The organism is Pectobacterium polaris, from assembly GCF_002307355.1.
In the GTDB taxonomy this organism is placed as follows: Bacteria; Pseudomonadota; Gammaproteobacteria; order Enterobacterales; family Enterobacteriaceae; genus Pectobacterium; species Pectobacterium polare.
Window position 1 is genome coordinate 726,907 of the sequence record NZ_CP017481.1, and the last position, 15,709, is coordinate 742,615.

11 protein-coding genes are annotated in these 15,709 nt (G+C 55.4%); 4 read left to right on the forward strand and 7 right to left on the reverse strand.

Going from position 1 to position 15,709, the window contains the following annotated elements; genetic code table 11:
• Positions 1 to 56: 56 nt before the first annotated feature.
• Both acrD and bioH read right to left on the reverse strand, forming a co-directional pair.
• The gene (gene acrD / locus BJJ97_RS03295) at positions 57 to 3,179 is read right to left on the reverse strand and encodes a multidrug efflux RND transporter permease AcrD (RefSeq protein WP_095700816.1); all 3,123 of its coding nucleotides are present in this window, start codon (positions 3,177 to 3,179) and stop codon (positions 57 to 59) included.
• A 183-nt stretch (positions 3,180 to 3,362) separates the two neighbouring features.
• Entirely contained in the window at positions 3,363 to 4,130 is a 768-nt protein-coding gene (bioH, locus tag BJJ97_RS03300) for a pimeloyl-ACP methyl ester esterase BioH (protein ID WP_095993055.1), read from the reverse strand.
• 100 nt (positions 4,131 to 4,230) lie between these two features.
• Here bioH and gntX point away from each other — a divergent pair, with 100 nt between their 5' ends.
• Positions 4,231 to 4,932 (forward strand): DNA utilization protein GntX, encoded by a 702-nt coding sequence (gene gntX / locus BJJ97_RS03305; protein WP_095993056.1) that lies wholly within the window; start codon positions 4,231 to 4,233, stop codon positions 4,930 to 4,932.
• A 59-nt stretch (positions 4,933 to 4,991) separates the two neighbouring features.
• Entirely contained in the window at positions 4,992 to 5,567 is a 576-nt protein-coding gene (nfuA, locus tag BJJ97_RS03310; protein WP_039484731.1) for a Fe-S biogenesis protein NfuA, read from the forward strand.
• 71 nt (positions 5,568 to 5,638) lie between these two features.
• Here nfuA and malQ read toward each other — a convergent pair whose 3' ends face one another.
• The 4 genes from malQ to glpG are packed head-to-tail and all read right to left on the reverse strand — an operon-like array spanning position 5,639 to position 11,923.
• Positions 5,639 to 7,723 carry a 4-alpha-glucanotransferase gene (gene malQ, locus BJJ97_RS03315; RefSeq protein ID WP_095993057.1) on the reverse strand — a complete coding sequence of 695 codons (2,085 nt, stop codon included), beginning with the start codon at positions 7,721 to 7,723 and terminating at the stop codon, positions 5,639 to 5,641.
• A 12-nt stretch (positions 7,724 to 7,735) separates the two neighbouring features.
• Positions 7,736 to 10,264 (reverse strand): maltodextrin phosphorylase, encoded by a 2,529-nt coding sequence (malP, locus tag BJJ97_RS03320; RefSeq protein WP_095993058.1) that lies wholly within the window; start codon positions 10,262 to 10,264, stop codon positions 7,736 to 7,738.
• Between the two features lie 42 nt (positions 10,265 to 10,306).
• Positions 10,307 to 11,065 (reverse strand): DeoR/GlpR family transcriptional regulator, encoded by a 759-nt coding sequence (locus BJJ97_RS03325; protein ID WP_010299419.1) that lies wholly within the window; start codon positions 11,063 to 11,065, stop codon positions 10,307 to 10,309.
• 24 nt (positions 11,066 to 11,089) lie between these two features.
• Entirely contained in the window at positions 11,090 to 11,923 is an 834-nt protein-coding gene (glpG, locus tag BJJ97_RS03330) for a rhomboid family intramembrane serine protease GlpG (RefSeq protein ID WP_039484738.1), read from the reverse strand.
• A 221-nt stretch (positions 11,924 to 12,144) separates the two neighbouring features.
• On the opposite strand from glpG, the gene agp reads away from it, so the two are divergent.
• Positions 12,145 to 13,398 (forward strand): bifunctional glucose-1-phosphatase/inositol phosphatase, encoded by a 1,254-nt coding sequence (agp, locus tag BJJ97_RS03335; protein ID WP_095993059.1) that lies wholly within the window; start codon positions 12,145 to 12,147, stop codon positions 13,396 to 13,398.
• Positions 13,399 to 13,482: 84 nt separating this feature from the next.
• On the opposite strand, the gene glpE is transcribed toward agp, so the two are convergent.
• Positions 13,483 to 13,806 carry a thiosulfate sulfurtransferase GlpE gene (gene glpE, locus BJJ97_RS03340; RefSeq protein ID WP_095993060.1) on the reverse strand — a complete coding sequence of 108 codons (324 nt, stop codon included), beginning with the start codon at positions 13,804 to 13,806 and terminating at the stop codon, positions 13,483 to 13,485.
• A 338-nt stretch (positions 13,807 to 14,144) separates the two neighbouring features.
• Between glpE and glpD the strand changes: the two genes are divergently transcribed.
• Complete coding sequence (gene glpD / locus BJJ97_RS03345) at positions 14,145 to 15,644, forward strand: glycerol-3-phosphate dehydrogenase (protein ID WP_010277863.1); 1,500 nt, start codon at positions 14,145 to 14,147, stop codon at positions 15,642 to 15,644.
• Positions 15,645 to 15,709 lie beyond the last annotated feature (65 nt).

Sequence of the window (15,709 nt, forward strand, 5' to 3'; positions counted from 1 at the left end):
GTAGTTACCTTTTTTTACAGTTTGATGAATTTCCCCATAAATTATTGCATCTGTATCTAATCCTGTTGCGGTGCCTTCTCCTTCAGCGGGAAACGGCGGCGCACGACGACAAAGAACAGCGGTACGAAGAAGATGGCGAGGAAGGTGGCGGCCAACATGCCGCCGATCACGCCTGTTCCCACCGCATGCTGACTGGCTGAGCCCGCACCGCTGCTGGTCGCCATCGGTAAGACGCCGAAAATAAACGCCAGCGACGTCATCAAGATCGGCCGTAGTCGCTGACGGGAAGCTTCCAGCGTGGCCTCAACCAAGTCCTTCCCTTTCTGGTTCATTTCGTTGGCGAATTCCACTATCAGAATGGCGTTCTTCGCCGATAGCCCGACCACCGTCAGTAGCCCAACCTGAAAATAGACATCGTTTTCCAGACCGCGCGCCCAGGTTGCCACCAGCGCCCCCAGCACGCCCATCGGCACCACCAGCATGACGGAGAACGGCACCGTCCAACTTTCATACAGCGCGGCCAGACACAGGAACACCACCAGCAGCGAAATGGCATACAGCGCGGGTGCCTGCGCCCCGCTCAATCGCTCCTGCAACGACATGCCCGTCCACTGCACCCCAAAGCCTTCCGGCAGTTGCGCCACCAGCGATTCCATAATATTCATCGCCGTACCCGTACTGACGCCTGGCGTCGCTTCACCGACAATCTCCAGCGAGGAATAACCGTTGTAACGCTCAAGGCGCGGCGATCCGGTTTCCCAGACGGTTTGCGCAAACGCGCTGAACGGCACCATGCCGCCGCGGTTGTTGCGCACATACCATTTGCTGACATCGTCCGGCAGCATGCGGAACTTCGCCGCCGCCTGAACGTAGACTTTCTTCACCCTGCCACGGTCAAGGAAGTCATTCACATAGGTCGAGCCCCAGCCCGTTTTCAGCGTGCTGTTAATATCGTCCACCGATACGCCCAGCGCCTGCGCTTTGCGCTGATCGATATGAATCCGCAGCTGCGAGCTGTCATCCAGACCGTTGTGGCGCACGCGCGTCAGTTCGGGATTGCTGTCGGCCATGTTTAACAGCCGATCCCGCGCCGCCATCAGCGCATCGTGACCCAGTCCACCGCGATCCTGTAGCTGCATACCGAAACCCGCAGCACTCCCCAGCCCGTTAATCGATGGCGGGCTGCTGGCGAACACGCGCGCTTCCTGAATCTTGCGAAACGCTTTGGTCGCGCGTTCAATAACGGCAAATGAACTGCTCTCCGGCGTAGTGCGTTCATCCCAGTCTTTTAGGCGCACGAACAGCCGCGCTACGTTCTGCCCGTTTCCGCCCGGCCCCGAGCCAATGGTGGAAAACACGGACGTCACGGTGTCTTTTTCCTGCGTGAGATAGTACTGCTCAATCTTATTGACCACCTGCAAGGTCTGCTGCTGCGTCGAGCCTGGCGGGAGCTGCACTTGTGTCGTGAATACACCGCGATCTTCCTGCGGCAGAAACGAGGTCGGCAGCCGGAAAAACAGGAAGGCCATAATCCCGATGATGCCCATATACAGCAGCAGCCAGCGCCCGCTGCTGATTAGTATCTTGCCGACGCCGCGCTCATACTTCAGCGACGTGCGGGTAAAATTCCGGTTAAACCAGCCGAAGAACCCTTTGCGGCCGTGATGTTGACCCTTGGCGAGCGGCTTGAGCAGCGTCGCACACAGCGCGGGCGTCAGCGTCATCGCCACCAGCACCGACAAGATCATTGAGGTCACAATCGTGATGGAGAACTGACGGTAGATCGCGCCCGTGGTGCCACCAAAGAAGGCCATTGGTACAAACACGGCGGACAGCACCAGCGCGATCCCGACCAGCGCCCCTTGCACCTGACCCATCGATTTCCGTGTCGCCTCGCGTGGCGAGAGCCCTTCCTCGCTCATCACCCGTTCTACGTTTTCCACCACCACAATGGCATCGTCGACCAGCAGGCCAATCGCCAGCACCATCGCGAACATCGTCAACGTATTCAGGCTAAAACCGAAGGCATACAGCACGGCAAACGTACCGAGTAACACCACCGGCACCGCAATCGTGGGAATCAGCGTGGCGCGGAAATTTTGCAAGAACAGGTACATAACTAAAAAGACCAGCAGCACCGCTTCAAACAGAGTTTTCACCACATCGGTGATCGAGGCTTTAACAAAGGGGGAAGTTTCGAAGGCGATTTTGGCTTCTAGCCCGTGCGGGAAGTATTGCGACAGCTCTTCGATACGTTCTCTGACGCGCTTATCCGTTTCCAGCTCATTCGCACCGGACGCCAGCGTCACCCCCAGACCGGAGGCGGACTGGCCGTTGAAACGACTGAGAAAATCGTAGCGTTCGGCACCAAGCTCGACTTCTGCGACATTGCCGAGCGTCACGGCAGAGCCGTCTTGATTGACGCGCAGCGTGATATCGCGAAACTGCTGCGGCGTCTCTAACAACGATTGTGCGTTGATCGTCGCGTTCAGCGCCTGATTATCCACCGACGGTACACCGCCGACCTGTCCTACCGAGACCTGACTGTTCTGCGATTCGATGGCCCGTACCACGTCGCTGGTGGTCAGCGCATAATCCATCAGTTTGGCCGGATCCAGCCAAATGCGCATCGCATACTGCGACCCATAGGCAGAAACCTCGCCCACGCCACTGATGCGGCTGATCGGTTCCTGAATATTCGTCGCGACATAATCAGCGATATCCTGCTTGTCCATGCTGCCATCGGTAGAGACAAACGCGACCATCAGGATATTGGTATCGCCCGTTTTACTCACGGTGACGCCCTGCTGCTGGACATCCTGTGGCAGCTTGCGGATAGCGGATTGCAGCTGGTTTTGCACCTGCTGACGGGCTTCATCGGGGTCAGTGCCTGCCTCGAAGGTCAGCATGACTCTGGCTTGCCCGGTATTGCTGCTGTCCGAGGACATGTACATCAGGTTATCCAGCCCGGTCATGCTCTGCTCGATAACCTGTGTAACGGTATTTTCCAGCGTCTGCGCCGACGCGCCGGGGTAGCTCGCGGTGATTCGCACGCTGGGCGGTGCCAGATCGGGATACTGTTCCAGCGGCAATGACTTGATAGCCAACATACCGCACAGGCTGAGAAGGATAGCCAGCACCCACGCAAAAATGGGACGGTCGACAAAAAAGTTCGCCATCTCTCCAACACTCCTCAGCCATATTTTGACGTGGCTGCTTCACGAGCAGCCTACTTATATTCGATCGAAATCGGATTCATTTAACCCAGAGAAAAACCCTGCGCACAGAGTGCCGAATTACCTTAACTGTCGACGTCGGCTAAATCGTGGAGAAATTGAGGAGAAAATGTAAATTATCGTCGGCTAGGCCTGAGCGAACGCGATCACCTGCTCGGTAAAAGCATCAGGGTGCGAGATAAATGGTGCATGCGCAGCCTTTGGAATCACCACCGAGGTTGAGTTCGGCCACGGGTCATCCAGCAATCCGGCAACCTTGCGCGGTACCAGCCCGTCCAACGCACCATAAAGCCGCAGGAATGGCACGGCCAAGTCGGCTAACGGTTGGCGTAAATCCGCTTCACGCAAAATCGCCAGCCCGCCGTTTAATACCTCGACTGATGGCATCGGCTGTTCCAGCACCACGCTTTTTAACAGCCGGGCATCCTGCCGTGCGCTCTCCGTTCCCAGTGTTTGCAGCGCCAGAAAGCGCTCGACCGTACGCTGAAAATCCTCACTAAGCTGCTGTTGAAACCCCAGTAAGATATCTGGCTTAATTCCCGGCCAGCCGTCCTGTGCGCTGAAACAGGGAGATGACGCCACGGTAATCAGCTTTTCCACCCGCGCAGGGGCGCTCAACGCAATCTGGCTGGCAACCAGTCCACCCAGCGACCACCCTAGCCAGACGGCGCGTTCCGGTGCCTGCGCCAGCACGTAGTCCGCCATGTCACTCAACGACATCGGCCCGAATCCCTGACTTCTGCCATAGCCCGGCAGATCGACTAAATGCAGACGAAAATGCGGGGTGAGTCGCGCAATAATGCTTTGCCATACCTGCGCATTCAATCCCCACCCGTGCAGCAACACAAGATCCGTGTTTCCTGCGCCTTCGGTCTGCCAATACAACGCTGCCATCAGTTATCTTCCTTCCTCAGGAAACCCCTTCACGCTTGCATGGGGTCAATATATTTCAGGGAAAACCCGTATTTAGGGAAAACGATCGTTAAGGAAAACAATGTTAACCATCTCCGCACGCTGCTGGCTATGCTTATTGCCACTTCATCACAGCCAGCAGGGAATTTGCTCGTACTGCCAGCGCCATTTGCCGCGTTTACCCCTCTGCTGCCCACGTTGTGGCTTGCCCTCCGGCGACACCACGCATCCGTGCGGACGCTGCCTGCAAAACCCGCCGCCCTGGCAATCGATGACCTTCATCAGCGACTACGCGCCGCCGTTCAACACGCTGCTGAAGCATTTTAAGTTCCACGATAAAACCGAGCTGGCAGCGGTGCTCGCCCGACAGCTGTTACTGCGCTGGCAGATGGCCTACCGCGAGCGAAAGCTCACTGGGCGGGTTCCCCTGTTCCGTCCTGACCGTCTGTTCACCGTTCCCCTGCACCGGAACCGCCAGTGGCGACGTGGCTTCAACCAGACCGAGCTGCTCGCTCGGCCTCTCGCCCGCTGGCTGAACTGTGCTTACGAGCCACGAGAATTGCAGCGCTCCCGACGCACGCCGCTACAGCAAACGCTCAGCGCCAGCGCGCGACGGCGAAATCTGCGGGGTGCATTTTCCTGTGATGTCTCGCTGTCTGGGCAGCAGGTGGTTTTACTGGATGATGTGGTCACGACGGGCAGTACCGCCGCTGAAATCAGCAGGCTGCTGCTGGCTCAAGGTGCAGCGGGCGTTCAGGTCTGGTGTTTGTGCCGAACCTTGTAGTCGGGGGAGGATGGGCGTATTATAACCGATAAGTGCAGTCAACTATCGAGCTTACTCTTATGATTCGTATTACCGATGCTGCTCAGGAGCATTTCCTGAAACTGTTGGCAAAACAGGAAGAAGGCACAGAGATTCGCGTATTTGTTATCAATCCAGGTACGCCAAACGCCGAGTGCGGCGTCTCGTATTGCCCGCCGGATGCCGTAGAAGCCAGCGATACCGTACTGAAGTTTGAAAAGATTTCCGCTTACGTGGACGAACTCAGCGCCCCTTATCTGGAAGACGCTGAAATCGACTTCGTGACCGACCAGTTAGGTTCTCAGCTGACGCTGAAAGCACCGAACGCCAAAATGCGTAAAGTGGACGACAACGCCCCGCTGATGGAACGCGTCGAGTATGTACTGCAATCGCAGATCAACCCACAGCTGGCGGGCCACGGCGGCCGCGTGACGCTGATGGAAATTACCGATGACGGTCTGGCGATTCTGCAATTTGGCGGCGGCTGTAACGGTTGTTCTATGGTTGACGTCACGCTGAAAGAAGGGATCGAGAAAGAGCTGCTGCAAACATTCCCTGAGCTGAAAGGCGTGAGAGATCTCACCGAACACCAGCGCGGCGAGCACTCCTACTATTAATCCTCTCCCTTGCTGATTTTTCTTTGCTTTTCCTCCCCCGATTCAGGGGAGGAAGAGTATTCGTTCTGCTGTTAGGCTTTCTGCGCTTTCGTCGGCGCGCCCCGACGTAAATCCATATCCCGAACCAGTCGTTCAAGGCAGCGATCAGCGAAGATCGACTCCAGCGGACGTGTGAGCTTGCGCCGCCAGTTGGGGTATTCGCGGTTGGTGCCCGGCACATTGACCGGTGTCGCCATGTCTAGCCAGTCTTCCAGTTGGAATCCCACCAGTGCGCTTGCGCTATCGGCGACATAGCGGTGAACGCCACGGCTTAGCGGTGCGCCCATCGTCGTCAGCGCCGAGTTGCGGCCAACCCGCTGCGGCAAGAGTCCGAATTCATGCAACGCGTTGAGCAACCCCTGTTTCGCTTTCTCACGCTGTTGCATTTGTTCTTGCAGTAGCGCCTCCGTCGGGTACAGCCCCAATTCCCGCCCCAGCGATAAATCCACGGTTTGCCAGTAGCCGCGCAGCGTTGGCAGATCGTGCGTCGTGATAGTTGTCATGGCCTGACGCGGATAGTCTTCCGGTGCGCGGAAGTGGTTTTCTTCGTCCTTTTCAAAGAACAGCACCTTGTAAGAATAGATACCGTAATCATGCAGCTTGCTGACAATTTCCGGCGGCACCGTGCCTAAATCCTCACCGATAATCAGGCAGCGATGGCGCTGGCTTTCCAGCGCCAGCACCGCCAGCAGATCGTCGACCGGATAATGCACGTAAGCCCCGTTGCCCGCCGACTCCGCCTTAGGTATCCACCACAGGCGCAAAAGCGCCATCACGTGATCGATACGCAGCGCGCCACAGTGCGCCATGTTGCTGCGCAGGACGTCGATAAACGGTTGATAGCCACGAAGCTGAAGCATGGTAGGGTTCATCGGTGCAAGCTGCCAGTCTTGTCCCTGCGGCCCGAGCGGATCCGGCGGTGCACCGATAGAGGCATCAAGGCAATAGAGCTGCCGTTCATCCCAGGTTTCCGCGCCGCCCTGTGCAACGCCAACGGCTAAATCACGATACAGACCGAGCGGCAGACCAAGCTGTTTACTGTGCGCGTAGCACTCCGCTAATTGCTCGTGCGCCACCCATTGCAGCCAGCTGTAGAATGTAATCTCATCGCTGTTTTCACGGCGGAATGACTTCACGGTTTCGCTGTGTACATCATGGTAGCTGGCAGGCCATTGGTGCCAGTCCGCGTAATTCTCACCCTGTTTTTTCAGGTAAGCCTGCAATGCATCAAACGTCGCCTGAAGTTGCAGACTCTGCCCACCGCTCACGACAAACTGGCGAAAGGCGCTAATACGCGGGTCCAGCGCACTGCGCGTCGTAAAGTAGCGAAAAGCCAGCCGCAAGGCCGTCAGTTTAAGCGCCGTCACCGGTTCATAATCGACCCAGCGGCCTGCACGCAGCGAAGTAACCGCACTTTGCGTATCCTCACGGTGCCACCATTCCTGCGCTTCACCGCTCTGCTGGAAATCATCGATCCGATTCACATCGATATAAATAATGTTCAGCCAGTGTCGGGAGGAAGGGCTGTAAGGACTGGCGGCCTCTGGTAGCGCGGGATACAGCGAATGCAGCGGGTTCAGCCCCACAAAGGCACCGCCGCGTCGGGCGATTTGCTCAATCAGCTGGCGAAGATCGCCAAAATCCCCGACGCCCCAGTTGTTCTGCGAGCGCAAGGTGTAAAGCTGGACGGTCACACCCCACCAGCGTTTTCCCTGTAGTAAGGATTCGGGTTCATAGCAGCGGTGCGGCGCGACAATAATCCGGCAGCTCCAGCGCTGATCGGCCTGCGTCAGCGTCAGGTAGTGATAACCCAGCGGTAGCACGCCCGGCAGAGCCAGCGTTGAGCCGCCCGTTATCTGACCTTGAATTTGACCGCCATTTTCATACATCAGCGTCCAGAGGTATTCACCGTGACCAGCAAGCTCGATGACCGCATCCCGGCCTTGCAAAAAGACCCGAACAGGTGGCAAGGGTGCATTATCGCTATCAGAAACGTCCATCATTGCCTGAATCTGGTTTCTGATTGCGGCCGCAACAATGTGCTCTTTGCCATACGCATCGGTATAGCTTTCCGCGATGCCTGTCTGCTGGCTTGCCAGTTTATCCACCTTGAACACCCTCTCCTTTTCCTAACGATGCGCCTGCCAAATGCGCGTCTGGTAATCATGAATCGCCCGGTCTGAACTGAACATCCCCATTCTGGCGGTATTCAGCACACAGCGGCGCGTCCATTCATCCGGCTCACGGTAAAGCGCATCAACACGCTGCTGCACCTCACAATACGGTGCAAAATCGGCCATTAACATATAGGGATCGCCCAGCTTCAGCAGGCTATCCAACAGCGGGGCAAACGCATTTTTATCCCCCTGACTGAACGCACCGCTCGCTAGCTCGTTCAGCACTTCACGCAGCAGCGGTGTCACAGCAAGATAGTCAGACGGCTCATAGCCTTGCGCCTGTAGCGCTTTTACCTGTTCGACGGTGTGACCGAAAATGAACAGATTGTCTTCACCGACCTGCTGCGCCATTTCGACATTCGCCCCGTCCAGCGTGCCGACGGTCAGCGCGCCGTTCAGCGCCAGCTTCATATTGCCCGTGCCGGATGCTTCTTTACCTGCCGTCGAAATCTGTTCAGACACATCTGCGGCAGGAATCATCCGTTCAGCCAGCGAGACGCGATAATCCGGCGGGAAGACAACCTTCAGGCGATCGTTAACGCGGCGATCCTGATTAATAACCGCAGCGACCCGGTTAATGGCATAAATGATGTTTTTCGCTAATACATAGCCCGGCGCCGCTTTGGCACCGAACAAAAAGACGTGCGGCACTATATCCAGATGCGGATTGTCACGCAATTGACGATATAGCGCGAGGATATGAAGCAAATTTAAGTGTTGACGTTTGTATTCATGCAATCGCTTGATTTGCACATCAAACAGCGCGTGCGGATCGATCACGATGTCGTACTGCTGGCGGAGATAGGTCGCCAACTGCGTTTTATTATCAGCCTTGATTTGTCGATAACGCTCACGAAAACCAGCATCGTCAGCATAAGGCTCCAGCCCTTGCAGCGCGGGCAAATCATTCACCCACGGCGTGTGCAGCGTGTCGTCGATCAGCGCGGACAACGCCGGGTTACACTGCTTTAGCCAGCGGCGTGGCGTAATGCCGTTGGTGACATTATGGAATTTGGTCGGCCACAGCTGGTGATATTCCGGGAACAGATCTTTCACCACCAGTTCCGAATGCAGCGCCGCCACGCCGTTGACCGCAAAGCAGCTCACGACGCACAGGTTTGCCATGCGAATCTGGCGCTGGTGGCGAATCGCGAGCTTCGCCCATACCTGCCGATCGCCGGGCCATTGCTGTTCGACCTGCACCTTAAACTGCGCATCAATTTGCCGGATGATAGACAGGTGGCGCGGAAGCAGGCGGCCCAACAGCCGTTCGTCCCAGCGCTCAAGCGCTTCCGGCATCAGCGTGTGGTTGGTATAGGCAAAAGTGCGTCCGGTTATCGACCAGGCTTCATCCCACGGTATCTGATGCTCATCCATCAGCAGGTGCATCAGTTCGGGGATCGCCAGCGTCGGGTGAGTATCATTAAGCTGGATGACTTCGTAATCTGGCAATGTGGACAACGCGCGCCCCGCCTTAAGATGGCGACGCAGAATGTCGGCTACCGAACAGGCGCAGTGGAAATACTGCTGCATCAGGCGCAAGCGTTTGCCTGCCGCGTGATTGTCATTCGGATACAGCACGCTAGTCAGGCTGGCGGCGGAAATCCCCGCCTGTGCCGCACGCAGATAGTGCCCTTCGTTGAATAGCGTCAGATCAAACGGATCGCGATGCGTCGCACGCCACAAACGCAGCGGCTGCGCCGCACCGTTGTGATAGCCAATCACCGGCAGGTCACAGGCTTCACCTCTGAAAACGGTATCCGGCAACCAGCGCAAGGTTCCGTCAGTTTGGGGTTGTAGACGCCCGCCAAACCCGACCTCCACCGCCAGCTCCGCGCGCGGTAAAAACCACGGATAGGTATCGCGCTGCCAGTCATCGGCCGTTTCCTGCTGCTTTTCCTGCGCAAAATGCTGACGGAAAAGACCGTATTGGTAGTTGAGGCCGTAACCCGTTGCAGGCTGCCCCACCGTTGCCATCGAATCCAGAAAGCAGGACGCCAGCCGACCTAATCCGCCATTTCCTAACCCCGGATCGGTTTCCTGCTCCAGAATATCGCTCAGGTTCAGGCCTTGCTCGGCCAGCACGGCGGCTACCGCATCATACCAGCCCAGATTCAGCAGGTTGTTGCCCGTCAGACGACCGGGCAGAAACTCCATCGACAGGTAGTTCACATGGCGCTGAGGCGTATTGGTATGGGCAACAGGAGACATTGGCGAAGCGGAGTGCATCAGCAGTTGTTCAGACAGCGCAAGGCTGACGGCACGCCAGCACTGCACTGGCGTCATCGCTTTCAGGGACGCGACGCCACAGAGCCGCTGTTGGCGGCACAGCGCGGCGGTAAATTCTGATGCATCAAAGGCGATGGAGGGATGAGCGGAGGAAACGGGCTGCGTTAAAGCTTCTGGCTTTTTTGCAGCCGCTGAACGTTTTGACGATCCTGATACTTTTGCAGAATCCGACTTTCTTGAAGAATCTGACATCGTGCCTCCTCCTTTGTCCATCATGGAAAAGGCACATCGGGTTCAACACAACTCCAACTGTACCTTATGTTGTTCAATGATTTTCAGTACGCTGGGTGGTGGTGACTGATCGGTAAAAAGATAGTCGATCAAATCCATGTTGCCCAAATTCACCATTGCATTGCGGCCAAACTTGGAATGGTCCGTCACCAGCATGACGCAGCGAGAATTTTCAATAATCGCCCGTTTTGTGCGCACTTCATGGTAATCAAACTCCAGTAATGACCCATCCATGTCAATACCACTGATGCCCAAAATGCCGAAATCCAGACGGAACTGAGAGATAAAATCCAGCGTCGCCTCACCCATGATACCGCCGTCGCGGGTACGCACTTCGCCACCGGCCAAGATCAGGCGAAAATCCTCTTTTGCCGTCAGCAGCGTTGCCACATTCAGGTTATTGGTGACCACGCGCAGATCCTTATGCTGCATCAGCGCATAGGCCACCGCTTCAGGCGTGGTGCCGATATCGATAAACAACGTGGCGCCATCTGGAATCTGGCTCGCCACCCGACGGGCAATGCGCGCTTTTTCATCCGACCACATCATTTTACGGTCATGATAGGCCGTGTTAACCGAGCTGGACGGCAGTGCCGCGCCGCCGTGGTGGCGATGGATTTTATTCTGCTCGGCCAACTCGTTCAGATCGCGACGAATGGTCTGCGGGCTCACCGCAAAATGCTCCACTAGCTCTTCAGTACTGACATAGCCCTGCTGGCGCACCAGCTCAATAATGGCGTCATGCCGTTGTGTCTGCTTCACATTTATCCCCTAAGACGCCCCGATTTACCGAGGGTTTGTTTTATTATACGTGTCCCAAAAGGCCATCAATAGCCCGACAACCAGACCAGCCACATGCGCCGCATTCGCGATCGACATGCCTAAAATATCGAAATATCCGGCGACCAGCCACAGTAAAGCAAAGGCCATCAAACTGCGCGGCATAGATAAATAACCGTCAGGCTCTCGTTCCCCTCGCAGCCAGACATAGCCCATCAGGGCATAAACCACGCCAGACAGGCCACCAAAGTGGGTGCCGCTAAACCAGGACTGCGCCCAGCCACTCACCAGCGCGGAAACCAGCGTGATGACCAGCAATTTTCCGGTTCCCAGCACTTTCTCAACCGGGCCGCCCAGATACCACCACCACATGAGATTGAACAAAATGTGCAGCAGGGAAAAGTGCAACAAAACATGACTGAACCAGCGCCACACCTCTATCTGTTGCCCCTCAGCCGGGAACGCCAGCCACACCATCACGCTCTCATAACCCGAAATTTGCATCAGGATGAACACCGCGATCGTCACGACCATCAGGGATAGCGTCAGCGGGCCTGCCTTTTGCTTCAGCGTTTGCAGGTAAGAGTAGCGTTGGTATTGAATGCCGGTATCCATCGATCCCGTTTGCCAACTGGCCGCCAGATAGCGCGGGTTTGTCGGGTCGCGCAGAAAAACCTCGAGCTCTCCCTGAACCTTGCTCAGTTGGGTTTCATCCTCCAGCCACAGTTCAGCTTCATGCCCCTGAGGCCGCATTTCCAGATGGACCTGCTGTGTACGCATGTAATCAACAAATGCCTGAGCCAGACGCGGGTTGGAGAGAGCAATAACACGAATCATCATAGCGGGAAGCGCCGGTGAGTAAGTTGAGTTAGGAGCATGATAATAAAGATTCTACTGAATAGGCAGGACTATTGAATAGGCAGTGCTATCTCGGTGGAGTCAGTCAATCGTCACATTTCCGTCACAAAACATTTTTCGGTTCACAAAAAAGAAGCATGATGTGAAATCTTGTACTTCTACGCATTCGCTATACGTGCCACTCACTGACCAGGAGCATGACCATGTCTTTACAACGAAAAGCGCTGTTTTGCCTCCCTTTACTCTTGCCAGCCACCCTCTCTTTCCAGGCCGTTGCCAAAGAGGGCTATACGCTCGAACAAGTTGTGGTGTTTAGCCGCCACGGGTTGCGCGCGCCCTTAGCCAGCCCAAGCAGCGCACTCGGCAAGGTCACACCCGATACCTGGCCGCAGTGGGATACTCCCAGCAGCTACCTGACCACACGCGGCGGCGTGTTGGAGGCCTACTTCGGTCACTATTTTAGCGAATGGTTGGTGGATAACCACCTGCTGGCTGCCGATACCTGCCCCACAGAGAAAGACGTCTCGTTCTATGCCAACAGCCTGCAACGCACTATCGCTACCGCACAATATTTCTCAGCGGGCGCGTTTCCCGGATGCCTGGTGCCGGTATTACACAAAGAGAAGCTGGGCACAATGGATGCCACCTTTAACCCTATCATCCGTGACAACAGCGTGACGTTTAAGCAGCAGGCCATCGATTCGATCAACCAAAAAGCAGGCGATGGCGGGGTAAAAGGGCTCAATGAGCGATTGAAACCCGTGTATCAGCAGATGGCTGAGATTATCCGCTATACGGATTCAGCTAACTGCAAACAGGATAAACAGTGCGACCTGATGGCACAGGAAACAAACGTACAGATTGAGGCAGGAAAAGAGCCGAGCGTGGTTGGCCCACTGAGAACGGGTACCGCCATTGCTGATGCCTTTATTTTGCAGTACTACGAGGGTACACCGATTAACAAGATCGGCTGGGGGCGCATTAAAAATGAGAAGCAGCTTGCCGATTTGGTGTCGATCAAAGAGTACTACAACAGCGTCGTGTTTAGCGCGCCGGTTGTGGCCAAAGCTGTCTCTGCCAATCTGGTCGGCGCACTAGCGGGATCGTTTGGCACACAGCAACCCAAATTCACTTTTTTGGTCGGCCATGACTCAAACGTCGCATCGCTGTTCTCTGCGTTGGGCGTGAAGCCATACCATCTGCCACATCAATTGGAAACCACACCGATAGGCGGCAAAGTGGTGTTCCAGCGCTGGCGCGACAGCCTTCATAACAAGGAGCTGCTGAAAGTAGAGTATGTGTACCAGTCTACCGAGCAGCTCGCTTCGCTGGCACCGCTTAACCGCACCAATCCGCCGCAACGCGTCACGCTGGCGCTCAATGCTTGTCCTGCTGACGAGGAAGGATTCTGCTCATTTGAGGACTTTGAAAAGATAACGAAGGCGTTGATGCCATAGCCATAAACAGAGAATCTTTGCGATCTTTCTGATAGCGCTTAAGTTATTGCTGTGAGGGTTTCGTGTTTACGAAGCCCTCACCTCTCATACCGCTGACAGCACATCTTGCGGGTAACGGTGTTGCCAGGCCTCAAAGCCACCATCGATACTGTACACCGAATCAAATCCCAGGCTAATCAGGTACTGCGCAGCATTGCGGCTGCTAATGCCGTGGTAGCAAATCACCATGACCGGCGCTTCGAGGTCAGCGCCGCGCACAAAGTCAGACAGCGTCTCGTTCGTCAGGTGCGTCGCGCTGGGAACATGGGCTGCAGCAAAGCTCTGTGGGTCGCGAATATCAACAACAACGCCCCCTTCCTGCCAGCGGGAATGGGCTTGCTCAATACTGATAGCTTCAAATTGTTCCATCGAAAGTGACAACCTTGTTAATAATGGACAGGATGTTAGTAACCACTGACGTCATGGCAACCCGAGGCGTCATTGTAACCCGCCTTCAACGGCATAAAACCCATATGATTATAAGGTTATTTATAAAAACAGTGCTTCACTAATGTGGAGAGTGACGATAAAACAGCACAATTCCAGCCCAATATCCCTGTTTTTAATGTGACAATTATCATCATATTGTTAGGTTCGTCACGCATAAATGTTTTTATTTGGTTAACCGTTGGCTGATTTGTTTGTTTTCGATTATCATAATGCTCGAAAACGAACATTTTGATTTATTCGAGGGTGGAGGAAGAAACGTGGAAACCAAAGATCTAATCGTTATCGGCGGCGGAATTAACGGTGCAGGCATCGCCGCAGATGCGGCTGGGCGAGGGTTATCAGTCCTGTTGTTGGAAGCGCAGGATCTTGCCTGTGCCACGTCCTCCGCCAGTTCCAAGCTGATTCACGGTGGCCTGCGTTACCTTGAGCACTATGAGTTTCGTTTGGTCAGCGAAGCGCTGTCTGAGCGCGAAACGCTGCTAAAAATGGCCCCGCACATTATTTTCCCCATGCGCTTTCGTTTGCCCCATCAGCCGCACCTGCGTCCGGCCTGGATGATTCGTATCGGCCTGTTCATGTACGACAATATCGGCAAACGCGTCAGCCTGCCAGCCAGTAAGGGATTGAAATTCGGCGCAGATTCTGTGCTTAAGCCTGAATTGAAGCAGGGCTTTGAATATTCTGACTGCTGGGTGGACGATGCGCGTCTGGTGGTGTTAAACGCGCAGGAAGTGACAAAACGCGGCGGAGAAGTCCGTACCCGCACCAAAGTGACCCGCGCCCGCCGTGAGCAAGGCGTGTGGATTGTGGATGCCGTTGATTCACTGACCGGAGAAACCTTCACCTGGCGCGCCAAAGGTCTGGTGAACGCCACTGGCCCGTGGGTGAAAGAATTCTTTGATGACGGCCTGCAACTCAAATCGCCTTACGGCATCCGTTTGATCAAAGGCAGCCACATTGTGGTGCCAAAAGTCCATAACCAGCCACAGGCGTATATTCTGCAAAACAAAGATCACCGTATTGTGTTCGTGATCCCGTGGCAGGATGACTACTCAATCATCGGCACGACCGACGTGGAGTACAAAGGCAATCCGCACGATGTGAAGATTGATGACAACGAAGTCGCCTACCTGCTGGACGTGTATAACGACCATTTCAAACAGCAGCTTACGCGTGACGATATCGTCTGGACTTACTCTGGTGTGCGTCCGCTGTGTGATGACGAGTCCGATTCTCCTCAGGCGATTACCCGTGACTACACGCTGTCAGTCGATGATGATAACGGTCAGGCCCCGCTGCTTTCTGTGTTTGGTGGCAAGCTGACGACATACCGTAAGCTGGCAGAGCACGCGCTGGACAAGCTGCACAAATACTACCCGCAAGCGGGTAAAGCCTGGACGAAAGGTGCAGTACTGCCGGGTGGTGATATCGCGGGCACACGTGATGACTACGCCGCCGCGCTGCGTCGCCGCTTCAATCTGCCTGAATCACTGACGCGCCGTTACAGCCGCACCTACGGTTCAAACAGCGAACTGATTCTGGCAAACGTGAAAGGCCTTAGCGACCTGGGTGAAGATTTCGGTCATGACCTGTATGAAGCGGAACTGCGCTATCTGGTCGAAAAAGAATGGGCCGTTATGCTTGATGATGTCATCTGGCGCCGCACCAAACTGGGCATGCGCTTCGATGACGCACAGAAACAACGCATCAGCGACTGGCTGGCAAACCATTACCAGCAGATAGCAAAAGCGGGCTAATTGCTCCAGCCTCTACTTCTCGATCAGGCCTCCTGATCGAGAAGCCTTCCTACTATAAATAGCAG

Coding starts and splice junctions, on each gene's coding strand:
- acrD (WP_095700816.1), bottom strand. CDS start 3,179: ATGGCGAACTTTTTTGTCGACCGTCCCATTTTTGCGTGGGTGCTGGCT.
- bioH (WP_095993055.1), bottom strand. CDS start 4,130: ATGGCAGCGTTGTATTGGCAGACCGAAGGCGCAGGAAACACGGATCTT.
- gntX (WP_095993056.1), top strand. CDS start 4,231: ATGTTAACCATCTCCGCACGCTGCTGGCTATGCTTATTGCCACTTCAT.
- nfuA (WP_039484731.1), top strand. CDS start 4,992: ATGATTCGTATTACCGATGCTGCTCAGGAGCATTTCCTGAAACTGTTG.
- malP (WP_095993058.1), bottom strand. CDS start 10,264: ATGTCAGATTCTTCAAGAAAGTCGGATTCTGCAAAAGTATCAGGATCG.
- glpG (WP_039484738.1), bottom strand. CDS start 11,923: ATGATGATTCGTGTTATTGCTCTCTCCAACCCGCGTCTGGCTCAGGCA.
- agp (WP_095993059.1), top strand. CDS start 12,145: ATGTCTTTACAACGAAAAGCGCTGTTTTGCCTCCCTTTACTCTTGCCA.
- glpE (WP_095993060.1), bottom strand. CDS start 13,806: ATGGAACAATTTGAAGCTATCAGTATTGAGCAAGCCCATTCCCGCTGG.